The sequence below is a fragment of the uncultured Cellulomonas sp. genome, assembly GCF_963527515.1.
Lineage (GTDB): Bacteria > Actinomycetota > Actinomycetes > Actinomycetales > Cellulomonadaceae > Cellulomonas.
The window spans coordinates 1-21,707 of the sequence record NZ_CAURTV010000025.1 but is presented as its reverse complement, the minus strand read 5'-3'; the positions used below and the strand labels follow the sequence as shown (position 1 = coordinate 21,707).

23 protein-coding genes and 1 pseudogene are annotated in these 21,707 nt (G+C 75.0%); 8 read left to right on the top strand and 16 right to left on the bottom strand.

What is annotated here, in order from left to right:
* Window positions 1-632 precede the first annotated feature (632 nt).
* The 4 genes and pseudogenes from RYN42_RS08665 to RYN42_RS08650 all read right to left on the bottom strand — a co-directional run.
* A pseudogene (locus RYN42_RS08665) lies at window positions 633-1,076 on the bottom strand (ATP-binding cassette domain-containing protein); the annotation flags it as partial.
* On the bottom strand, window positions 1,073-1,909 hold the full coding sequence (locus RYN42_RS08660) for an ABC transporter permease (RefSeq protein ID WP_315095366.1): 837 nt from the start codon (window positions 1,907-1,909) through the stop codon (window positions 1,073-1,075). The pseudogene RYN42_RS08665 and the gene RYN42_RS08660, both read right to left, overlap by 4 nt.
* Window positions 1,906-2,661, bottom strand: coding sequence for a molybdate ABC transporter substrate-binding protein (modA, locus tag RYN42_RS08655; protein WP_315095365.1), 756 nt, complete (start codon window positions 2,659-2,661; stop codon window positions 1,906-1,908). The genes RYN42_RS08660 and modA overlap by 4 nt, the downstream gene beginning before the upstream one ends.
* Window positions 2,658-3,053: a helix-turn-helix transcriptional regulator gene (locus RYN42_RS08650; protein ID WP_315095364.1), complete on the bottom strand. Its 396-nt coding sequence runs from the start codon at window positions 3,051-3,053 to the stop codon at window positions 2,658-2,660. The genes modA and RYN42_RS08650 overlap by 4 nt, the downstream gene beginning before the upstream one ends.
* 98 nt (window positions 3,054-3,151) lie before the next feature.
* Between RYN42_RS08650 and ppk2 the strand changes: the two genes are divergently transcribed.
* Together ppk2 and nhaA are read left to right on the top strand one after the other, a co-directional pair.
* On the top strand, window positions 3,152-4,003 hold the full coding sequence (ppk2, locus tag RYN42_RS08645) for a polyphosphate kinase 2 (protein ID WP_315095363.1): 852 nt from the start codon (window positions 3,152-3,154) through the stop codon (window positions 4,001-4,003).
* A gap of 55 nt (window positions 4,004-4,058) precedes the next feature.
* A complete protein-coding gene (gene nhaA / locus RYN42_RS08640) occupies window positions 4,059-5,432 on the top strand; it encodes a Na+/H+ antiporter NhaA (protein ID WP_315095362.1) in 1,374 nt (457 codons plus the stop codon).
* Here nhaA and RYN42_RS08635 read toward each other — a convergent pair.
* From RYN42_RS08635 to RYN42_RS08595, 9 genes are all read right to left on the bottom strand, one after another.
* Complete coding sequence (locus RYN42_RS08635; RefSeq protein ID WP_315095361.1) at window positions 5,429-7,141, bottom strand: threonine/serine exporter family protein; 1,713 nt, start codon at window positions 7,139-7,141, stop codon at window positions 5,429-5,431. The two genes, nhaA and RYN42_RS08635, sit on opposite strands and share 4 nt — an antisense overlap.
* A gap of 4 nt (window positions 7,142-7,145) precedes the next feature.
* Window positions 7,146-7,577, bottom strand: a complete 432-nt coding sequence (locus RYN42_RS08630) for an SRPBCC domain-containing protein (RefSeq protein ID WP_315095360.1) — start codon at window positions 7,575-7,577, stop codon at window positions 7,146-7,148.
* Window positions 7,577-8,365, bottom strand: coding sequence for an SDR family oxidoreductase (locus tag RYN42_RS08625; protein WP_315095359.1), 789 nt, complete (start codon window positions 8,363-8,365; stop codon window positions 7,577-7,579). Before RYN42_RS08625 ends, RYN42_RS08630 begins: the two co-directional genes overlap by 1 nt.
* Window positions 8,362-8,871: a DsbA family protein gene (locus RYN42_RS08620; RefSeq protein WP_315095358.1), complete on the bottom strand. Its 510-nt coding sequence runs from the start codon at window positions 8,869-8,871 to the stop codon at window positions 8,362-8,364. Before RYN42_RS08620 ends, RYN42_RS08625 begins: the two co-directional genes overlap by 4 nt.
* 19 nt (window positions 8,872-8,890) lie before the next feature.
* On the bottom strand, window positions 8,891-9,916 hold the full coding sequence (locus RYN42_RS08615; RefSeq protein ID WP_315095357.1) for an NAD-dependent epimerase/dehydratase family protein: 1,026 nt from the start codon (window positions 9,914-9,916) through the stop codon (window positions 8,891-8,893).
* A 46-nt stretch (window positions 9,917-9,962) separates the two neighbouring features.
* The gene (locus RYN42_RS08610) at window positions 9,963-10,196 is read right to left on the bottom strand and encodes a MoaD/ThiS family protein (RefSeq protein ID WP_315095356.1); all 234 of its coding nucleotides are present in this window, start codon (window positions 10,194-10,196) and stop codon (window positions 9,963-9,965) included.
* 33 nt (window positions 10,197-10,229) lie between these two features.
* Window positions 10,230-10,781 carry a methylated-DNA--[protein]-cysteine S-methyltransferase gene (locus RYN42_RS08605; RefSeq protein WP_315095355.1) on the bottom strand — a complete coding sequence of 184 codons (552 nt, stop codon included), beginning with the start codon at window positions 10,779-10,781 and terminating at the stop codon, window positions 10,230-10,232.
* A gap of 89 nt (window positions 10,782-10,870) precedes the next feature.
* On the bottom strand, window positions 10,871-11,689 hold the full coding sequence (locus tag RYN42_RS08600; protein ID WP_315095354.1) for an ABC transporter permease: 819 nt from the start codon (window positions 11,687-11,689) through the stop codon (window positions 10,871-10,873).
* Window positions 11,686-12,693, bottom strand: coding sequence for an ATP-binding cassette domain-containing protein (locus RYN42_RS08595; RefSeq protein WP_315095353.1), 1,008 nt, complete (start codon window positions 12,691-12,693; stop codon window positions 11,686-11,688). Before RYN42_RS08595 ends, RYN42_RS08600 begins: the two co-directional genes overlap by 4 nt.
* An 85-nt stretch (window positions 12,694-12,778) precedes the next feature.
* Between RYN42_RS08595 and RYN42_RS08590 the strand changes: the two genes are divergently transcribed.
* Entirely contained in the window at window positions 12,779-13,738 is a 960-nt protein-coding gene (locus tag RYN42_RS08590; RefSeq protein ID WP_315095352.1) for a WYL domain-containing protein, read from the top strand.
* On the opposite strand, the gene RYN42_RS08585 is transcribed toward RYN42_RS08590, so the two are convergent.
* Window positions 13,728-14,342 (bottom strand): uridine kinase, encoded by a 615-nt coding sequence (locus RYN42_RS08585; RefSeq protein ID WP_315095351.1) that lies wholly within the window; start codon window positions 14,340-14,342, stop codon window positions 13,728-13,730. The genes RYN42_RS08590 and RYN42_RS08585 overlap by 11 nt on opposite strands.
* A 14-nt stretch (window positions 14,343-14,356) precedes the next feature.
* Window positions 14,357-15,679, bottom strand: coding sequence for a mechanosensitive ion channel family protein (locus RYN42_RS08580; protein ID WP_315095350.1), 1,323 nt, complete (start codon window positions 15,677-15,679; stop codon window positions 14,357-14,359).
* A gap of 280 nt (window positions 15,680-15,959) precedes the next feature.
* Here RYN42_RS08580 and RYN42_RS08575 point away from each other — a divergent pair, with 280 nt between their 5' ends.
* Together RYN42_RS08575 and RYN42_RS08570 are read left to right on the top strand one after the other, a co-directional pair.
* A complete protein-coding gene (locus RYN42_RS08575) occupies window positions 15,960-16,793 on the top strand; it encodes an AlkA N-terminal domain-containing protein (RefSeq protein ID WP_315095349.1) in 834 nt (277 codons plus the stop codon).
* Between the two features lie 117 nt (window positions 16,794-16,910).
* Complete coding sequence (locus tag RYN42_RS08570) at window positions 16,911-17,975, top strand: DUF4349 domain-containing protein (RefSeq protein ID WP_315095348.1); 1,065 nt, start codon at window positions 16,911-16,913, stop codon at window positions 17,973-17,975.
* A gap of 6 nt (window positions 17,976-17,981) precedes the next feature.
* Here the strand turns inward: RYN42_RS08570 and RYN42_RS08565 are convergent, their stop codons facing one another.
* Entirely contained in the window at window positions 17,982-19,358 is a 1,377-nt protein-coding gene (locus RYN42_RS08565; protein WP_315095347.1) for a pyridoxal-dependent decarboxylase, read from the bottom strand.
* Between the two features lie 37 nt (window positions 19,359-19,395).
* On the opposite strand from RYN42_RS08565, the gene RYN42_RS08560 reads away from it, so the two are divergent.
* The 3 genes from RYN42_RS08560 to RYN42_RS08550 form a co-directional block, all read left to right on the top strand.
* A complete protein-coding gene (locus RYN42_RS08560) occupies window positions 19,396-19,716 on the top strand; it encodes a pyridoxamine 5'-phosphate oxidase family protein (RefSeq protein ID WP_315095346.1) in 321 nt (106 codons plus the stop codon).
* Between the two features lie 194 nt (window positions 19,717-19,910).
* The gene (locus tag RYN42_RS08555) at window positions 19,911-20,924 is read left to right on the top strand and encodes a hypothetical protein (RefSeq protein WP_315095345.1); all 1,014 of its coding nucleotides are present in this window, start codon (window positions 19,911-19,913) and stop codon (window positions 20,922-20,924) included.
* Window positions 20,925-20,967: 43 nt separating this feature from the next.
* Window positions 20,968-21,707, top strand: a 740-nt coding sequence (locus tag RYN42_RS08550; RefSeq protein ID WP_315095343.1) for an AAA family ATPase, incomplete at its 3' end; no start/stop codon positions are given.

Here is a 21,707-nt window from a genome sequence, read left to right as displayed (position 1 = left end):
TTCGCGCACCGGCCACGTGGGCGGCCTGTGAGATTCAGGCGAGCGGGCGCACCCGGACGTGCTCGACGGGAACGCTCAGGCGCAGGTCGGCACCCCAGCGCGGCGGCCCGCGCGGGGGGCAGGTCGACCAGCACGTCCCCGGTGGTCCGTACGCGCACGCCCGTGGTCCCGGGCTCGAGGTCGACGACGCGTGCGGGCCAGCCCTCGCCCACCGTGACGGCCGACGGGGGGAACGTCACCTGGGCGCGGCCGCCCGGACGCTGCGGCGGGCACGGGACCAGGACGCCGCCGGGTCCGGCGAGGGCGGTCGAGCCGTCCGGCGCGGCCACCAGGACCCCGGCGACGAGGTTGACGCCGGCCAGTGCGGCCGTGAACGGGTGGACCGGGTCGGCCAGCACGTCCAGCGGACGGCCGTGCTCGACCACCAGCCCGTCGTGCAGGACGACCACCCGATCGGCCAGGGTGACCGCGTCGAGCACGTCGTGCGTGACCAGGACGGCGGCCGTGCGGGTGCGCCGTACCTGCTCGCGGAGCAGCTCGCGCAGCTCGGCTGCGGTGCGCACGTCCAGCTGCGCGAACGGCTCGTCGAGCAGCAGCACCGCCGGCTCCGCGGCCAGCGCCCGGGCGAGCGCGACCCTCTGCCGCTGCCCGCCGGACAGCGCACCGGGTCGGCGGTCCGACAGGTCCCCGAGCCCCACGGACGCCAGCCACCCGTCCGCCGCACGCCGAGCCCCGGCCGCACGCATCCCGGACGCCCGCGGCCCGAACGCCACGTTCTCCCGCGCGCTCAGGTGCGGGAACACCAGCGGGTCCTGGCCGAGCAGCCCGACCGACCGGCGCTCGGGCCGGACCGCCGCCTCCGTCCGCCCGTCGCGCACGGCGGTCAGGGTCCGCTCCCCCACGCGCACCACGCCGTGGGACGGCACGAGGTGGCCGGCGAGGACCGCCAGCAGGGTCGACTTGCCCGCCCCGTTGGGCCCGAGGACCGCCACCAGCTCCCCCGGGTGCGCCGCGAGCGTGACGTCGAGCGTGAACGCGCCGCGACGCACGACCACCTCGGCGTGCAGCGAGGTCATGCCGCGCGTCCGGGACGCCATGCGCGGGCGGCGAGCAGCACGGCGACCGCCGCCGCCACCAGGAGCAGCGACAGGGCGACGGCCGTCCCCTGGGTCACCCCGGCGCCGTTGAACGCCGCGTAGATGGCCAGCGGCATGGTCTGCGTCACCCCTGGGGAGCTGCCTGCGAACAGGGCCGTCGCGCCGAACTCGCCCAGCGCGCGGGCGAAGCACAGCACCGTGCCGCTCACCAGACCCGGCAGGACCAGCGGCAGCGTGATCCGGCGCAGGACCGTCCAGCGCCCGGCGCCCAGGCTCGCGGCGACCAGGTCGAACCGGGTACCGGCCGTGCGCAGCGCCCCCTCGACCGCGAGGACGAGGAACGGCATGGCGACGAACGCCTGGGCGATCACCACGGCCGTCGTCGTGAACGGGACGGTCAGCCCGAACCACGCGTCGAGCGACCGCCCGACGAGCCCGCGCCGGCCCAGCAGGTACAGCAGCGCGATGCCGCCGACGGTCGGGGGCAGCACGAGGGGCAGCGTGACCAGGGCGCGGAGCACGTCGGCGGGCCAGCCGTCGGCGCGGGCCAGGACGACGGCCAGCGGTACGCCGAGCAGCAGGCACGCGAGCGTCGCGAGGACGGACGTCGACAGGGAGAGCCGCAGGGCGTCCAGCGCGGCCGGCGTCGTCACGTCCGCGGGCAGGGACGCCCAGTCGGCGCGCACGACGAGAGCCACCACGGGCAGGATCAGCAGCCCGGCCGCGAGCGCGGCGGGCAGCCAGAGCACACCGGGCACACCGACGACGCGCTCCCGCGCCGGGGCGCGCTCCGGGCTCACGACCGCTGTCACGGCACCCCGAAGCCGGCGTCGGCGAGGATCCGGCGGCCGCCGTCGGAGTGCACCAGGTCCACGAACGCCTGGGCCGCGTCGCTGCCCGAGAGCACGACGATCGGGTACTCGTTGACCGCCGACGCCGCCTCGCTCAGCTCGACCCCCTCGACGGTCCCGCCCGCCGCGAGCACGTCCGTCCGGTAGACCAGGCCCGCGTCGGCGTCGCCGGTCTGCACCTTGGTGAGCACGGCCTTGACGTTCTGCTCCTCGCTCACCGGCGTGAGCGCCACCCCTGCCCCGTCGAGGAGCGCTCGGGCGGCAGCACCGCAGGGCACGGCGACCGCACAGAGCACCACGTCGGCGCCCGCTCCCGACACCGCCGCGAGGTCGGCCAGCGAGCCGATCCCCAGCGGGTTGCCCCGCGCGACCACGATCTGCAGCGTGTTCGTCGCGAAGACCGTGGGCTCCCCGGCTGCCAGGCCCGCGTCCACGACGGTGGCCATCGTCGCCAGGTCGGCCGACGCGAACACGTCGGCCGAGGCGCCGCCGACCAGCTGCGTCGCCAGCGTGGACGAGCCGTCGTAGGTCACCGGATCCACCGCGACGCCCGGGTCGCGCCGCTCCAGCTCGGCGGCGAGCTGGTCGAACGCGCCCTGCAGAGAAGCGGCGGCAAAGACCGTGACCCGGATCGGCGCGGGCTCCGCGGCGGGCGAGCACGCGCCGAGCACGAGCGCCGCGGCCGCCGAGCAGGCGAGCGCGCGTCGTCTCATCGTGGCGTCTCGACCAGCACGGTCGTGGCCTTGACCACGGCGGTCGCCCGGGACCCGACCTCCAGCCCCAGCTCGCGCACCGCCTCGGTGGACATCAGCGAGACCAGCCGGAACGGTCCCGCCTGCAGCTCGACCTGGGACATCACAGGATCGGACAGGATGCGGGTGACCAGCCCGGTGAGCCGGTTGCGCGCCGAGCTGGAGCCGGCGTCCGGGTCGTCCGGGGTACGCGCCCGCTCGACGGCCAGCGCGGCGAGCTCGGCCCCACCGACCACGCTGCGGCCCGCGTCGTCCGTCCGTGCCGCGAGCGCACCCGAGTCGACCCACCGGCGCACCGTGTCGTCGCTGACGCCCAGGAGCTGCGCCGCCTCGCTGATCCGGTACTCGCTCATCCGGTGATCGTAGTGCCGCAGATGCGGGTATCAAGCGCGAGTTCCACCGCGTCTGCGGACGTCGGGCGGCGAGGAACCACCGGCGGTACCGTCCCGGCATGGCGAAGAAGTCGGGGAAGTCGGCGAAGAAGCACAAAGACAAGATCTCCAACGACGTCTACGAGGCCGAGCTCTTCCGCCTCCAGGCCGAGCTGGTCAAGGTGCAGCTGTGGGCGCAGGAGACCGGTGCGCGGGTCGTCGTGATCTTCGAGGGCCGCGACGCCGCCGGCAAGGGCGGCACGATCAAGCGGATCGCCGAGTACCTCAGCCCCCGCGTCGTGCGCATCGCGGCCCTGCCGACGCCCACGGAGCGCGAGAAGGGCCAGTGGTACTACCAGCGCTACGTCACCCATCTGCCCGCGGCCGGCGAGATCGTCCTGTTCGACCGCTCCTGGTACAACCGCGCTGGGGTGGAGCGGGTCATGGGCTTCTGCACGCCGCAGGAGTACACCCGCTTCATGCGCCAGACGCCGATCTTCGAGCAGATGCTCATCGAGGACGGCATCCTGCTGCGCAAGTACTGGTTCTCCGTGTCCGACACCGAGCAGCTGAAGCGCTTCCGGTCCCGGCTGAACGACCCCGTCCGGCAGTGGAAGCTCAGCCCGATGGACACCGCGTCGCTGAGCCGCTGGGAGGAGTACTCCAAGGCCAAGGACGAGATGCTGGTGCACACGGACGTGCCGGCCAGCCCGTGGTTCATCGTGGAGTCGGACATCAAGAAGCACGCGCGGCTCAACATGATCAGCCACCTCCTCTCGACGATCCCGTACACCGACGTCCCGCGCGAGAAGGTGGTCCTGCCGGACCGGCCCGCCGCCTCGAACGGCTACGAACGTCCGCCGCGCGAGCTGTCGACCTACGTGCCCGACCACGTGGCCGCGCTGCGGGGCGACCCGGAGAAGCACCTCTGACGCCGACGGCGAACGCCCGTTGCGTCGTGGCCGATCACCTGCGACGTTGATCCGCATGTCGACGACCTCGACCACCCCCGGCCCGTCGCTGCGGGTCTCCCTGCCCGCGCTGCAGCCCTCGGTCAAGAACTTCCTCACCAACGAGGCCGGCAGCGCCGTCTACCTGCTGGCCGCCACCGTGGTCGCCCTCGTCTGGGTCAACTCGCCGTTCGCCGACTCCTACGAGTCGCTGTGGAGCACGTCCGCCGGCTTCCACCTGGGCACCTGGGGGATCGACCTCGACCTGCACCACTGGGTGAACGACGCCGCCATGGCCATCTTCTTCACGGTCGTCGGCCTGGAGATCAGCCGCGAGGCGACCACGGGCGAGCTGCGCGACAAGCGCACCGTCGCCGTCCCCGCGCTCGGCGCCCTGGGTGGCCTGCTCGTCCCGGTGCTCGTCTACCTGGCGTTCAACGGCGGCACCGACGCAGCGCACGGCTGGGGCGTCGTGATGTCCACCGACACCGCGTTCCTCGTCGGCATCCTCGCCCTGTTCGGCCCGCAGTGCCCAGACCGGCTGCGCCTCTTCCTGCTCACCCTGGCGATCGTTGACGACATCGGCGCCATCACCGTGATGTCGGTGTTCTACACGGACGACGTCGACCTGACCGCCCTCGCCCTGGCGGGCGCGGTGGTCGTCGGCATCCTGGTGCTGCGGTGGCTCAACGTGTGGCAGCTGGCGCCGTACGTGCTCGCCGGGATCGCCCTGTGGTTCGCCGTGGAGGCGTCCGGCGTGCACGCGACCCTGGCGGGCGTCATCCTCGGGCTGCTCGTCCCCGCGCGGCCCGCCGACCCGGAGGTCATCGAGGAGGTCGGCGGCTACGGCCGCAAGCTCATGGACGACGCCACGGCGGAGCGGGAGCACCTGACCGAGCTCGCGGCGCGCGCGGCGGTGCCCACCAACGACCGGCTGCAGCGGATGCTGCACCCGTGGAGCGCGTTCGTCGTGGTGCCGCTGTTCGGCCTGGCCAACGCCGGGATCCAGCTGGACATGGAGTCCCTCGAGGCCGCTGCCCAGTCCCGCCTGGCCATCGGCGTCGCGGTCGCGCTGGTGCTCGGCAACGCCATCGGGATCACCGGCGCCGCGACGCTCGCCATCCGGCTCGGGCTCGGTGAGCTGCCGGGCCGCGTGCGCTGGGGCCACCTGCTCGGCGGGGCGGTGCTGGCCGGCATCGGGTTCACCATCTCGCTGTTCATCGCGGAGCTCGCGTTCGACGACGCCCAGCACCTGCAGGACGCGAAGATCGGCATCCTGGCGGGCTCCCTGACCGCGGCGGTGCTGGGCTCGGTGCTGCTGCGGTGGCTCGGCGAGAAGCTGCCGCTGTGCTCCCCGCTGAGCGACGCCCCGCCGCCGCTGCCGCCGCTGCCCTGGCGCGCGCCGGACTAGAACCGGGTCACGGCCAGCCCCGCGCGGCGCCCCACCGCCGAACCGAGGGCGATCCCCGCCAGGACGCCGAGCGAGATGGCGACCATCGTCGTGCCGGCGGCGACGACCGTGTCGAGCGCGCGAGCCCCGTCGCCCAGGATCGAGGTGACCCCCACCAGCCCGAGCGCGCCGGGCACCAGCAGCCAGAACCCCGGCAGGAACCCGACGAGCGCCGGGGGCCCGGTCGGGCGGGTGGCCGCGAACATGGCCACCGGCGTCATGACCAGCGCCCCGATGAACGCGGAGAACACCCCGCCGAAGAACAGCCCCCCGAGCACCTGCCCGGCGTAGGCGACGACGAGCACGAGCAGGATCCACGGCAGCGCCGTGCGCCGGGCGCAGTGGTGGAACACGACCCCGGTGCCGTAGACCAGCACCCCGAGCCACGGCCCGGCCCAGCCCAGCGGCTGGGCGGAGGCGGTGCCGACCTGCGACGCGGGCACGCCGACCAGCGCGGCGGCCCCGGTGACGCCCAGCGCCAGGAGCACCAGCTGCATCACCCCGGCAGCCAGCCGCGCCGAGCCCGCGATCATCTGGCGGGTGGCCAGGTCGATCGCCGCGGTGGTGAGCAGCGCGCCGGGCAGGAAGGTGACCAGGGGCGCGACCAGCGGAGCGAGCCCACCGACGTCGATCCCGGTGCGGGACAGCAGGAACACCGCGCCGGACACGACGAACGCGCAGCCCAGGACCACGAGCGCCTGGTAGGCCGCGGGCAGGCGCGCGGTCGCCACCTGCAGGCCGGCGATCGCGGCGCCGAGCACGGAGGCGACGAGGACGTCGACCAGGCTTCCGCCGAGGATCATCGCGAGCCCCGCCGAGACCCCGACGTACCCCAGGACGCGGGTCGGCCCGCCGTACAGCGGTGGCGCCGAGACGGCCGCCTCGATCCGCGCGGCACCCTCGACCGGGCCGACGGTGCCGGCCTCGGCGTCGTCGGCCACGCCGAGCACGTCCTGCACCTGGTGCAGGCGCAGGCTCCGCCAGCCGGCCGACGAGGCGGCGGTCTGCACGGACGCCTGGCCCGGTACCGAGACCAGGAGGGCGGTGGGCAGCGCGATGACCGCGACCTGCGGTGCGCCGTTGATCGCCGCCACCCGCTCGAGCGTCCGGGTCACCTGGACCACCGGCGCGCTCGAGTCGATCATCGCCTCACCGAGCGCCATGAGGAACCGGACGGTGGCGACCGTGTCCGCCTGCTCCTCGGCGGGGACCGCGACCGCACGCCTGTCGTCCAGGACGCCGATCTCTGTCGTGGAGGCGGCCGGTTCCAGCGCGGCCGCTGCCGGCACGCCCACCGGACCGAGCCGGCGGTAGCGCCGGAACAGCAGGGCGAGCGCGGTCGCCGCGAGGACGAGCACCAGCAGCGCGGTGACGATCGCCCCCAGCGGGATCGTCGAGCTGGTGACCGCGGGGTCGCGTGTCCACGGCACCTGGACCACCACCGTCTCGGTGGGCACGGGCACCTGCGACACCGTCGGAGACGGTCCCTCCGTCACCGGCTGCTCGGCGGTCGCCGCGTCGGTGGGCGTGACCGTCTCGGTCGGGGTCGTGGGGAGCGGGGTCGGAGTCGCAGACGGCGACGTCGGCTCGTCGGTCGGCGTGACGGGCGGCGCGGTGGTGGGCAGCTCGGTGGTGCCTGGTGACACGTCGACGTCGGTCGTCGCGTGCACAGGGCTAGCGGGTCCGGGCGACGAACGCGGCGTAGCGGTCGAGGATCAGGGGCCACTCCGTGAACTTGTGCCGGAACTCCACGTTGGACTCGTCCCAGCCCTCGTGGGCGAGCTCGACGCGCGTCCCGCCCTGGTCGAGCGGGACGAACTGCACGGCGAGCCTGCTGGGGTGTGCGGGGTCCTGCCCGAGCCAGGACGTGTGCACGACGAGCGCTCCGGGGGCGACGGCCAGCACGCTGCCCCAGTCGACCTCGCCGAGCGTGGCGTCGACCAGGTAGACGCGACCGCCCACGCGCGGCTCGATGGCCGCCCCCAGGAAGCCGGCGGGGTCGGGCGTGTAGTCGGGGTGCCACCACTGCCCGATGTCGTCCACCCAGGCGTCGAACGCCTCGGCGGGCGTGCAGGCCACCACGAGCTCGTGCCGGATCGGGTCCATCACACCACCGGGTCCTTGTCGCCGTAGGGAGCCAGACGCAGCGTCCGCGCGTCCGTCGCCAGGATCTGCGCCGCCGCGGCGCGCAGCGAGTCCACCGTGTCCGTCCCCGCGCGCACGAACCGACCGGACAGCGCGTCGAGCTCCCCGTCCCCGAACGCCCGGACCAGCTCGGCGACCGCCTCGACGGGCGTCCACTCGGTGCGGTCCTGGTGCACCGGCATCGAGCCCGTCATCGCGGTCTGCACGGTTCCCGGTGCCAGGTCGAGCACCCGGATGCCGCGATCGCGGTACTGCGCGTCGAGCTGGGTGGTGAACCGGGCCAGCGCGCCCTTGCTGATCGCGTAGCCGGTGTACGTCGTCATCGCCCGGTGCCCGGCCCCGGAGTTGATGTGGAGCACGCGGCCGTCCCCCCGCGCCAGCATGCCGGGCAGCACCGCGTGGGTGACGAGCAGCGGCCCGCGGACGTTCGCCTCGATCACGCGCCAGGTGTCCTCCACGTCGTCGTCGGCGAACGGCACCTCGGCGCGCTCGATGACGCCGGCGTTGTTGACCAGCAGCCCGATCCCGCCCAGCTCCTCCTCGACCCGCGCGACCGCGTCGAGCACGGCGGTGGCGTCGATCAGGTCCGCCGCCGCCACGCAGACGTCCCCGCCGATCTCGTCCGCGACCGCGTCGAGGTGCGCACGCGTCCGGCCGACCAGCGCCACCGCGTACCCGGCCTGCGCCAGCCCCAGCGCGATGCCCCGGCCGATCCCCCGGCCGGCGCCCGTGACGAGCGCGGTCCTCATCGCACCGCCTCGACGGCCTCGCGCAGCCGCTGCAGCGTCGGCTTCCCGTGGAAGCGGGTGCCGCCGACGAAGATCGTGGGTGTCCCCCGCACCCCGAGCTCGATGCCCGCGGAGTAGTCGGCGGAGACCGCCGGGGCGTAGGCCTGCGCGCCGTCCCCCGCGACCTCCTCCGGGTCGAGCCCCAGCCGCTCGGCGGCCGCCCGCAGGTCCTGGTCCGCCAACCGGTCCTGGTGGCTGATCAGCTCCTGGTGCAGGTCCCAGAACCTGCCGTGGGCGCCGGCCGACTCCGTCGCCAGCGCCGCCGCAAGAGCGTACGGGTGCACCTCGAACAGCGGGAAGTGCCGCCACACCAGCCGCACCTGCCCGTCGGAGGTGTCCACCAGCTCACGCAGCACCGGCGCCGCGGCGCGGCAGTACGGGCACTCGAGGTCACCGAACTCCAGCACGGTGACGGGGGCGTCGGGGCGGCCGTAGACGTGCCGCTCGGCGGGGATGTGGTCCGTCATGCCGTCGAGGATGCCAGGCTCAGCGTCGCCGTGGCCGCAGGGGCGGGCTCGCGGTCCCGGCGCCGGCCGCGATCCCGGCCACCATGTCCGCCAGCGTGGCGGCGCCCGACCAGGCCGGCCGCCAGGCCAGCTCCCGCTCGGCGCGGGACGTGTCCAGCACCGGCGCCGCCAGCGCCATGTCCAGCCAGCCGGGCCCGACCGGCACCATCCGCGCGTGCCAGCCGGTCGCCACCGCGGCGCGGGCCACCTCGGCCGGCACCTCCCGGAGGCGTCCACGGGCCACGACGTCGGCCACGTCCTGTCCGCGCAGCACGTCCGGGGCCGCCAGGTTGAACGGTCCCCGCACGCGACGCACGACCGCCTCCCGGTAGGCCGCCGCCACGTCGTCCGCGTGCACCACCTGCAGGCGCAGACCCGTCGGCCACGGCAGCATCCCGAGGTACCCGGCCAGCGCTCGCTTCGGTGCCCACGGCCCGAGGAAGTACCGCGAGATCTCGTGCCCGGCCGCGTGCTGGAAGACCAGCGCGGGCCGCATCCGGGCGATGGTGACGGCCGGGTCGGCCTCCTCCGCCTCGTCGAGCATCCGCTCGACCGCAACCTTGTCCACGCTGTACGACGACGACCGCACGCCGTCCACGGCCCAGCCCTCTCCGCGCGGCACGTCGTCGGGGGCCGGGGAGTAGGCACCGATGCTGGAGGCGGCCACCACGTGGGGGACCCCGGCCCGCCGGGCGGCCGCGAGGACGTGCCGGGTGCCCGCGACGTTGACGTCGTGCAGCCGGCGCCGGTCGTGGCTCGGCTGGATGGCCCACGCGAGGTGCACGACGGCGTCGGCCCCCGCGAACGCCGGCGCGAGGACGTCGACCGCGGACGGGTCGGCGACATCGCAGCGCACCCAGGTCGCGGCGCGGTACGGCGGCGGCGGGGTACCTGTCGGGACCCGCTGCGCGACCCCCACCACGGACGTCACGGTGCCGTCGTCGGCGAGGCGCCGCAACAACGCGGTGCCGACGTTCCCGCTGGCACCGACGACGACGACTCTCATGCGCACACGCTCGCAGCGAAGTGCGGGCGGCGCATCCGGGGAGCCGTCAGCCGGGCACCACGTCGACGACGTCGCTCTGACCGAGCCTGGCCCCGTCGTCGGAGATGACCCCGTCGACCACGAACGCGCACCCGCCGATCAGCTGGGCCAGCTCGCCGCCGTGGCGGGCGAGCACCTGGGCGCGCAGCTCACCGACCGTCGAGGCGGGCACCTGCTCGGCGGCGGTGCCGGCGGCCTCGGCGGCGGTCGCCACGTAGCGGACCAGCGCCATGGCACTCATGGTGCCACCGGCGGCGTGGGCGGGACACCCTCCTCAGAACAGCAGGTGCTCGCGCGGGCGGCCCTTGGCCTCGTGCCCGAGCAGGAACCGCTTGCGGTCCAGCCCCGCGGCGAACCCGGTGAGCGAGCCGTCGGCACCGATCACGCGGTGGCACGGGACGACGATCGCGATCCGGTTGCGCCCGTTGGCCGCCCCGACCGCCCTCGAGGACGTCCGCGGGTCTAGCCCGATCTCCGCGGCGAGGTCCCCGTAGGACCGCGTCTGCCCGTAGGGGATCCGGAGCAGCCCCCGCCACACGCGCTTCTGGAACGTGGTGCCGATCAGGTGCAGCGGGAGGTCGAACTCGGTGCGCGTGCCTGCGAAGTACTCGTCCAGCTGCCTGCGCACCTCGTCGAACGCGTCATCCACCCGCTCGCCGAACGGACCCTGCACCGCCTCGTACTTCGAGTCGGGGAGCAGCAGCGCGGACAGCCCGCCGTCGTGGGCGACGAGCGTGAGCGGACCCACCGGCGAGGGCACGACGGCGTGGACCACCCGGGTCTCGTCGAGCAGCCGCAGATCCCCCACGTCGTCCTGGACCGTCATGCTCGCCATCATTCCCCCACCCACTGACATCGCCCGCCCGTCGCGCGCTCCACCCGGAAGACGTGCGACGGACGGGCGATGTGAGGTGCTCAGTCGGTGCTGCGCAGCAGGGTGCGGACCCCGACGGCCAGCCCGACCGCGGCGGTGAGCACCGCCGCGAGCCAGCCGGCAGCCACGGCACTGCTGCTCAGGTCGCCGGCGAACAGCGCCCGCTCCGCCTCGACCACCCAGCGCAGGGGGTCGAACGCGGAGGCCGCCTTCATCCACTGCGGCCCGGTCTCGAGGGGCAGGAGCATGCCGGACAGGATGAGCAGCGGGAACAGGACGGTCTGCTGGACCACCCAGAACATCCACTCCTGCTTGCGCACCGCGATGGCCAGCGCGTAGCTCAGTGAGCCCAGCCCCACGCCGAGCACGGCGAGCATCACGAGGCCGAGCGGTCCCCCGACGGGGTCGGCCCGGAAGCCGAACGGCAGCATCACGAGGATGACGATCACCGCCTGTGCGACCAGCGGCACCATCTCCTTCAGGGACCGGCCGACCAGCTGCGACGAGCGCGACAGCGGGGTGACCAGCAGCCGCTCGTGCGCCCCGGTCTGCATCTCGAACTGCAGGTTGGAGCCCGTGGTCGACGTGCCGAACAGGGTGGTCATCACCAGGATCGCCGGCACGAACCACTGCCAGACCTCCGCGCCCTCGAAGCCCGCGGACTCGCCCACCGAGCCCGCCAGCAGGGGTCCGAACAGCCCGAGGAACACGAGAGGCTGGATGAGCCCGAAGACCACGGAGAACGGTTCGCGGGCCACCGGCCGCAGCTCGCGGGTCATGACGAGCCAGACGTCTGCGGGCCAGGACCGGCGGGCGGTGGTCACGGTGGTGCTCGGTCGGACGGCGGTCGTCGCGCTCATGCTGCTGCCTCCTGGGTGGGGTCGTCGGTGCTGTCGTCGCCCGCGTGCGGACCGTCGTCGCGCAGGCTGCGGCCGGTGAGGGCCAGGAACACGTCGTCGAGCGTCGGCCGCACGGCGAGCGCCTCGAGCAGCGGCGCTCCCGCCGCCGAGGCCGCGAGGACCAGCCCGGGCACCGCCGCCGCGGCGTCCGCGACGCGCCCCTCGACGCGGGAGCCGTCGACGGTCACGTCCCGCGCACCCGGCACCCGCTCGACGAGCGACGCCACCAGCGACGCCGTCCCGCCGACCGCGGCGGTGAGCACCACGCGGTCGCCGGCGAGCGTGCGCTTGAGTCCGTCCGCCGTGTCGTCGGCGATGACCTGCCCGTGGTCCACCACGACGACGCGCTCGGCCATGGTGTCGGCCTCGTCGAGGTAGTGGGTGGTGAGCACGATCGTCATGTCGTGCTCGGCTCGCAGCCGCGCGATGTGCTCCCACAGGTTGGCGCGGTTGTGGGGGTCGAGCCCGGTGGTCGGCTCGTCCAGGAACAGCAGCCGGGGTGCGTGCACGAGGCCGAGCGCCACGTCGAGGCGTCGGCGCTGCCCACCGGACAGGTCCCCGACCTTGCGCCGGGCGAGCGCGGTGAGGTCGAGCGCCTCGAGCAGCTCGCCCGTGCGACGTCGGGCCGCGGCCCGGTCGAGCCCGTAGACCTGGCCCTGCAGGGTGAGCTCGTCGGCGGCGCGCTGCTGGTGCCCGGCGCCGTTGCCCTGGCCGACGTAGCCGATGTGGCGCCGGACGGTCGCCGGGTCGGCCACCACGTCGGTGCCCGCGACGGTCGCCGACCCCGCCGTCGGTCGGACCAGGGTGGTGAGCATGCGGATCGTGGTGGACTTGCCGGCGCCGTTGGGCCCGAGCACGGCCACGAGCTCGCCGGGGGCGATGTCGAGGTCGATGCCGCGCACGGCGTGCACGGTCTCGTCTCGGCTCACCACGAAGTCCTTGGTCAGTCCTCGTGTCTGGATCATGGGTTCTCCCTCGTCTGTGGGTGCTGCACCAGCCTGGCGCGCGTAGCGGCCAGATCCTGTCCGCTACCCGTGCCACCCTGGAGACATGTCGACGCCGGCGTCCCGTCTCCTGTCGCTGCTGTCCCTGCTCCAGGCGCGCCGTGACTGGCCCGGTGGCGTCCTCGCCGACCGCCTCGGCGTCAGCCCGCGCACCGTCCGTCGCGACGTGGACCGCCTGCGGGAGCTCGGCTACCCGGTGCACGCGACCAAGGGTCCCGAGGGCGGGTACCGGCTCGACGCCGGCACCCAGATGCCACCGCTCCTCCTGGATGACGAGCAGGCCGTCGCCCTGGTCGTCGCGCTGCAGACCGCGTCCAGCGGGGTCGCGGGGGTCGACGAGGCCGCGGTCCGGGCGCTCGCGACGCTCCGCCAGGTCATGCCGGCGCGGCTGCGCGCGGCCGCCGACGCTCTCCAGGTCACCACCGTCGCCCGTCGCGGCGATCGTCCCCAGGTCGATCGCGACGTGCTCCTGGCGGTCGGCGCCGTGGTCCGTGCCCACGAGGTGCTCCGCTTCGACTACGCGGGGGGCAGCGACGCCGGGCCGCGACCCGCCCGCCGGGCCGAGGCCCACCACCTGGTCACCTGGGGCGGCCGCTGGTACCTCGTCGGGTTCGACCTCGACCGCGCCGACTGGCGGACGTTCCGCGTCGACCGGATGACCCCCAGGTCCGGATCCGGTCCGCGCTACGCCCCCCGCGCGCTGCCCGCTCCCGACGTCGCCGCGTTCGTCGCGGAACGGTTCGCCGCGGTGGCCCCGTGGCCGTGCCGTGGCGAGGCCGAGGTGGACATGGCCGCGACCGAGGTGACCCGGTGGGTCGGCCGCGACGCCGTCGTCGAGTCCCTGGGCGAGGGTCGCAGCCGCGTGGCGCTCAGCGCCTGGTCGTGGGACGGGGTCGCGGCGACGTTCACCATGTTCGGCGTGCCGCTGCGCGCGGTGGGACCACCCGAGCTGGCCGACGCCATGCGCCGCCTGGCCGCGCGGGTCACGGCGGCCGTCACGCAGTAGCGCGCGTGCGGACCTCGAGCGCCGGGTGCCGCGGGTCGTCCACGTGCACCACCACGTCCGCCACCTGCGCCGGCACCGTCTCGTCGTCGTACCGCGCGAACGCCGGCAGCGTCCAGCGTTCCTCCGCCGGCGTCCGCCGCGCCAGCGTCGCCGCCCGCACGGTGAGGTGGACCGTGAGCTCGGCGTCGAGCCGTCGACCGAGCAGGAGGCTCCCCGCCAGCACCAGGACCGCCCCGTCGGGCGCCTGTGCGTACGCCGCACGCGTGGCGCGGTCCCGCGCGGCGTCCCAGAGCGTCGGCAGGTAGCGCCCGTCCTCCGCGAACGGGTCGAGCACCTCCCGGGCGAGCGCGCCGACGTCCCACCGCTCCTCCAGGTACGCGTCCGCGTCGTGCCGCCCGCGCTCGAACCGGACCGAGGCGGGCCGCAGGAAGTCGTCGGCGTGCACGCGCACGACCGGCCTGCCGACAGCGCGCAGCGGATCGACCAGGGCGTCGGCGAGGTGGCCCGGCTGCGTCGCCGGGGCGCCGTCCACGAGCACGCGCGCCCGCGCCGGCAGCCCTGCCACGCGCTGCGCCAGCTCCTCGACGAGCGCCTCGGGCGTCACCGGCCGGATCGGGCTCAGGGCTGCCGGCCCTCCCCGTGGTCCTCGGCGCTCTGCTCGCGCTCGGCGATGACGTCCTGCCCCGGGCCTGAGAAGCTCCGCGAGCGCTCCAGCGCCTCGATGCTGCCGGTGAACAGCCGCGAGTCCTGCCCACCGGTCCGGATGGTCTGCGTCTCGTCGGCTGACCAGGCACCGGGGACCGGCAGGACGGACGTCGAGGTGGTGGGCGTGGGGGCCGTCTCGGGGCGGGCGCGGCGGCCGGTGGGCGGCGTCGTGCCCTCCCACCGGGTCTTGGGCAGGCTCTGCGGGGCCTCGCGCTGCAGCCACCCGACCAGCCCCTCGCGCACGTAGCACCGCAGGTCGAACAGGGTCGGCGCATCGACGGCGCTGGCCAGCGCGCGGACGCGGACGAACCCGCCGACGGCGTCGGTGACCTGCAGGATGCCCACCCGCCGGTCCCACAGGTCGGTGTCCTGCAGCAGCCGCGTGAGCTCGCCGCGCATCGCCTCGACGGGGACCTCCCAGTCGACGTCCAGCTCGACCGTGCCCAGCAGGTCGGCCGCGCGGCGGGTCCAGTTCTCGAAGGGGGTCGTCGTGAAGAACGTCGAGGGCAGGATCAGGCGGCGGTCGTCCCAGATGTGCACCACCACGTAGGTGAGCGTGATCTCCTCGATGCGGCCCCACTGGTCGTCGACGACCACGACGTCGTCCACCCGGATCGCGTCCGTGAACGCGAGCTGCAGCCCGGCGAAGACGTTGGCGAGGGTGCTCTGCGCGGCGAGGCCGGCGACGATCGACAGCAGCCCCGCGGAGGCGAGCAAGCTGGCGCCGAGGGTGCGCGCCGAGGGGAAGGTCAGCAGGATCGCGGCGATCGCGCAGACCACCAGGACCGCCACGGTGATGCGCCGCAGGACCTGGACCTGCGTGCGGACGCGGCGGGCGTGCCGGTTGTCGGCCACGTCGATCCGGTACCGCTGCAGCGCCGCGTCCTCGAGCACGAAGGCGAGGCTGCCGATCAGCCACGCCCCGGTGACGATCAGCGCGATCAGCAGCACGTGCTCGGCCGTCCGCGTCCAGTCGGCCGGGTCCGTGCTCAGGCGCAGCGCGACCCACACCGCCACGACGAGCAGGACCGCACGCACGGGCCTGCGCGACCGCCGGGTCAGGTCGGCGGCGACGGCGGACTTGCGGGCGGCCCGGTTGACCAGCGCGGACAGGAGCGTGGCCGTGAGGTACGCGATGACGACGGCGGCGAGCAGGGCGATGGTCGGGACGACGAAACCTTGCACGCCGTCGGCCACCGACGCGTCCGTGGCGCCGGCCAGCAGAAGAGGGAGCACGCCCTCAGCGTAGGCAGTCCGGACGTAGGTGCGCCCCGTCCCCATTTCCCGGGGACGGGGCGCCACGGAGAGGCGTCTCGCCGGCACGAGGCTTGGCGCACTCCCTGAACCCTCACGGGCGGCCCGGCTCTCGCCGTGACCCTCGGCAACGCGGCCAACTTGCGGCCTGCCGGTCGCTCCGGTCACCCGGGACGATCGGCTAAGACAGTTCTAGCACTACCACGCGGGCACCGCATCCTTTCCATGTGACCATCTTGTGTTGGCAAAGCCGGAGGAGACGATGAACAGCACCCTCGCCGTCCGGCGTCCGTTTGATCCCGTCCCGGCACTGGGCTCGCTGATCGCCCACGCCGTCCCTGGCGTCGAGGTCGTCGAGGGCAGCACCGTGCGCCGGGTCGTGCGGCTGGACGGCGTCCCGTCGCTCGTCGAGGCGACGCTCGCGGCGGACCGGATCACGCTGACGGCGTCGGCCGGGTCCGAGGCGGAGCTCGCGGACCTGGCGGACCGGTGGTTCGGGGTGGCCGACGACCTCGACGCCGTGCGCGCCGCCCTCGGGGACGACCGGCTGCTCGGGCCGCTGCTCCGGGCCCGCCCCCGGTTGCGCGTGCTCGGTCACCCCGACGGCTTCGAGGCGGCGGTGACCACGGTGCTGGGCCAGCAGGTCTCCCTCGCCGCGGCCCGCACGTTCGGGGGGCGGCTCGCCGCCGCGTACGGGAGCCCCGGCCCGGGCGGGCTCCTCGTGCACCCGTCGCCGGAGCGCCTCGCCGCCGTCGACCCGGTGGAGCTGCAGCGCGTCGTGCGGATCACGCACGCCCGCGCCCGCACCCTGCACGCGCTCGCGCAGGCCTGCGCGGACGGCCTCACGCTCGCCCCGGGAGCACCGGACGTCCGCTCGCGGCTGCTGGCGCTGCCGGGGATCGGCCCGTGGACCGTGGACTACCTCGCGCTGCGCGTGCTGGGCGACCGCGACGCGCTGCCCGTCGGCGACCTGGTGCTGCGCCGCGCGCTCGACGTCGGCACCGCAGCGGGGGTCACCCGCCTGGCCGCACCGTGGCGGCCGCTGCGCGCGTTCGCCGCGGTGCACCTGTGGACGGCGCACGCCTACGCCGTCTGAGCAGCACGAACGCGGTCCGGTGACAGCCCGGTCACGATTGTGACCCAGTGGCGCCGGCGCAGTCACGATCGGATCACGTCGGCCCCGGGCCCGCGCCGGTCCCCCTACGGTCGCGCCATGACGCCGACGACGAGACACCCCGCCACGAAGGTCCGTGCCCGCACCGCCCGTCTGGTGGTCGTCGGCATCCTCGCCCTGAGCGCCACGCTCACCGCCTGCAGCTCCGGAGACAGCGGCGCCAGCGCGGGCGACGTGCAGTCGGAGACCGGCGCCGACTCCGGCGCCGTCGGAGCCGACGAGGGCGGTGTCGACACCGGGACCGTGCCCGAGGAGGGGACGGACGGCTCTGTGGCGCCCGCCGCCAACCGGGCGACCGAGAACCGTCAGGTGGTGCAGACCGGCGACGTGGCGATGTCCGTCGACAACCCCCAGGAGGCCGCCGACGCGATCGTGCGCCTGACCGAGGACGCCGGCGGACGGGTGGACGACCGCGCCGAGAAGGCGGCCACCGAGACCGAGGTGGCCACCGCCCAGCTCACCGTCCGGCTCCCCGCCGCCGCGGTCACCCCCACCCTGATCGCCCTGCGCGAGCTCGGTGAGGTGGGATCGGTCGACCTGGTGAAGAAGGACGTCACGGCGGCGGCCCAGGACCTCGACGCGCGCATCCACGCGATGGAGCTCTCGGTCGGCCGGATGACCAACCTGCTCGCCGTCGCCACGACGCACGACGACATCGTCACCGCGGAGAACGCCCTCACCGAGCGCGAGACCGCCCTGGAGTCGCTGCGCTCGCAGCGCGCCTCGATCGCCGAGCAGGTCTCGCTGTCCACCATCCGGGTCGCGCTCGTCGGTCCCGACCTGCCGCCCCGCGTCGAGCCCGTCCCGCCGCCCGTGCCGCCCACCGGCCCGCAGTCGTTCCTCGAGGGTCTGGCCACCGGCTGGGGCTCTCTCGTGGACCTCATGGCGGGCATCGCGATCGTGCTCGGGGTCCTGCTGCCGTGGCTCGCGTTCGGCGGCGCCCTCGCCGCGCTGGCCGTCGCGGCGACCCGGTGGGCCAGGCGCCGGCGCGGACCGGTCCCGCCGCGGGTCGCCCAGCCGCTGGCGGCCGGACCCGGCAACCCGTTCGACCCGCCGGCGGGTCCCCCGGTCGCCCGACCCGTCGACCCCGACCAGACCCACTGAGTCGCGTCAGTCGGTCGACGCCCGCCGCACGGCGTCGACCGACAGCGCGACGTCCCGGGCGTCCGTCGACCAGTTGCTCACCGACACCCGCAGCACGTCCCGGCCGCGCCACCGGGACCCGGACATCCACGTGACGCCGTCGGCCAGCACCCGCGCGGTGACCTCGCGGGTGCGGTCGTCGGAACCGAAGGCGACGCAGACCTGGGTGTAGACGACGTCGTTGACGATCTCGGCCCCGTCGATGGCCGCGATCCCGTCCGCGACGGCCCGGGCGTTCGCCACCATCGCGTCGACCAGGTCCGCGACGCCGCTGCGCCCGAGCGACCGCAGCACGGCCCAGACCGGCACGCCGCGAGCCCGCCGGGACAGCTCGGGCACCTTCTCGAGCGGGTCGCCGGCGCCCTGGAAGGTCGAGAAGTAGTCGGCGTGCATGCCGAACGCCCGGCGCAGCGACTCGGGCCGGGCGACGATCGCGAGGCCGCAGTCGTACGGCACGTTGAGGGTCTTGTGGGCGTCGGTGGCCCACGAATCGGCCCGCTCGTGGCCGGCGACGAGCGCGCGCAGGCGGGGCGACGCCGCGGCCCACAGCCCGAAGGCCCCGTCGACGTGCACCCAGGCGCCGTGCGCGTGCGCCACGTCGATGGCGTCGGCGAGAGGGTCGGACGCGCCGGAGTGCAGGTTGCCCGCCTGCAGGCACACGATCGTCGGGCCGCTCCCCTTCTCCAGCGCGCGCGCCAGCTCGCCGACGACGAGCCGCCCCTGGTCGTCCGCGGCGACGGCCGTCGGCGTCCCGAGCCCGAGGTAGCGCAGCGCGAGGTCGACCGTCTCGTGCCGCTCGGCGCCCACGAGCACCCGCACGCGTGGGGCGCCTGCCAGACCGGCGCTCTCGACGTCCCAGCCCACGTCCGCCAGCACCTGGTGCCGTGCGGCCGCCAGGCCGGTGAAGTTGGCCATCGTCGCGCCCGTGACGAACCCGACGTCGGCGTCCGGCGGGAGCCCGAGCAGGTCCAGCGCCCACGCACCGGCGACGGCCTCCACCGCGGCGACGCCCGGCGTCGAGTACCGCATCGCGGTGTTCTGGTCCCACGCACTGGTCAGCCAGTCGGCCGCGAGCGCCGCCGGGTGCGTCCCGCCGATCACCCAGCCGAAGAACCGGCCGGAGGGCATCCCCATGAGGCCGGGCTCGATGCGCTCGGCGAGCTCGTCGACCACCACCTCCGGCGCGGTGGGCCCCTCGGGCAGCGGGCCGCCCAGCAGGGCCTCGAGGGAGTCGGCGTCGGCCCGGGGGTGCACCGGCCGGTCGGCCAGGGACGTGAGCCAGGCGCGCGCATGGTGCGTCGCGCGGTCGAGCGCCGGGGCGAACGCCGGCCACCGTGCCGTCATGGCGCCCAGCCTGCCACCGCGACGACACACTGGACGGGTGGATCCTGACGAGTGCCGACGCCGGTTCGTGGCCGAGGAGCGGGCGGTCCTCGCCACGACGGGGACCGACCAGCGCCCCCACCTCGTCCCGGTCACGTTCGCGGTCGTCGGTGACACCGTCGTCGTCGCCGTCGACCACAAGCCCAAGCGGAGCACCGACCTGCGGCGGCTGCGCAACATCCGCCAGAACGCGTCGGTGGCGTTCCTGGTCGACGGGTGGTCGTCGGACTGGTCGACGCCGGTCCCGCGCCGGCCGATCTCGCGGCGCTGCAGGAGCGCTACCCGGTCTACCGGGACCTCCCGCCGCTCGGCCCGGTGATCCGCGCGCGCGTCGACCGCTGGACGGGGTGGGCGGCGCGCTGACCCGGTCTTCACCCGGTCGATTCGTCCGTCCTGTCGCGGTGACCGGCGGTTTCGTCGCCCGGGGGTCACCCGGACAGTCGAGTCCGACGGCGGGGCATGGTCGCTAGCGTCAGGGGACGACTGACCGCGGGCCAGTGCGAAGGGACCGACGTGAGTGCGACCGGCAAGGACCCGCAGTGGCGTGACGCCGAGCGGTTCGCCGAGCGGCACGCCCGGACGGTCCTGGCCCGCACGGACGTCCGGGTGACCGGACCCGGGTCCGCAGTCGACCTCGATCTCGTCGGCGCGGACTTCGCCGGCCGGGTCGAGCACCGGCGCAGCCCGGTCGGACGCTCCGACCTCGAGGACCTGCGCGCTGCGGCCGGCACGTCCGTCGCCGTCTTCTACTCCCGCTCGGGGTACACCAAGACGGCCGTCCTGTGGGCCCACGAGCACCGCGTCGCGCTGTTCGGGTACACCGACACGGGCTTCGCGGCCCCGGTGAACCCCTGGGCGGTCGAGCTCGTCCAGCGCGCCCAGGTGGAGTCGGAGCACCAGGTGCGGGTGGCCAGCGAGGTCGTCGCACGGCCGGTCACCGCGGCGCGGCAGGAGGCACAGCGCCGCGAGCGCGAGGCGCTGGCGCAGGAGCTGCGGGCCGAGGAGGACGAGCGCCGGGCGGCCGAGCGGCGCCGGGTCGAGCGCGTCCGCTCCGAGACGCTGCTGGCGCGGACCGTCGTGCTGCTGCTGCAGCTGCAGGTGGCACCCGGCGCACTCGCCGAGCTGGTCGACAGGCTGGCGCACTCCACGATCGTCTCGGCCGTCGCGGACTCGGCGGACCGGCTCTCGACCGCCGACCGTGCGCACGCCGTGACCCTGGTCCGCTCGCAGTTCGACGACGCCGCTGCCGCGCTGGAGGTCCTCACCCCCGCGACCGACCGCGGCACGGCGAACTACCGGACCTCCCGGCAGGTGGTCGACCGCGGCCTGGACGCGCTCGACGCGGCGGACGGCGCCGGCGTGACCGGCCACATGTCCCCGGACCAGGTGGCCGCGCGGCTGCGGCAGGCCGAGCGCTGCTGGCGCGCCCTGGTCGGGGAGCTGACCAAGGCGCTCCCGCCGCCGGTGCTCGGTACCGTGCCGGCACCCCGCAGGCCGCGCCACCTGACCTCCTCACGGACCGTCTGACCGTCGGTCGTATCAGCCCGGGGCCTCGCGGCTCCTCACCCCCGTGGTGGCACCGTCCCCGACGTCGCAGCACCCCGCTCCCGGCATCGTCGGGCGGGCGGCCGAGCGTCGTCGCCTCGACGCGTTCGCGAACCAGGTCGGCGCACCGGGGCGCTCGCTCGTGCTCGTGGGCGAGGCCGGGATCGGCAAGACGACCCTGTGGCACTTCGGGGTCGAGCGCTGCCGGACCGCGGGCGTCCAGGTGCTCGTGGCCCGGCCCACGCAGGACGACCGCGACAACCCCGGGCAGGGCCTGCGGGACCTGTTCCGGTTGCACCGGTCCGTGCCGGACCCCACCGAGGACCTCCCCGTGGTCGAGCGCTCCCGCTGGGTGCTCGAACGGCTGCGGACGCTGCTCACCGACGGCCCGGTCGTCATCGCCGTCGACGACCTGCCCTGGCTGGACGACATCACCTGGCGCACGCTGCGGTTCGCGCTGCGCCGGCTCGGGGACGACCCGGTGGCGTTGCTGGCCACCGCGCGGACGTGGAGCCCCGCGGAGCTCGCCGTCGCCGCCCCCGGTCTCGACGGCCGCGTCGAGACGCTGGACCTCGAGGGCCTGGCGCCGACAAGCCTGCGGCGCATCGTCGCGGCCGCGGTGCCCGCGCTCGACCCTCCCGCGGCGTACCGGCTGGGCGACCTGGCGCACGGCAACCCGTTCTTCGCCCTCGAGCTCGCCCGCGCCCACCGCCACGGGACGGGCGCACCGCCCCAGGGCTCGCCCCTCGCCGTGCTGGCCGGCCG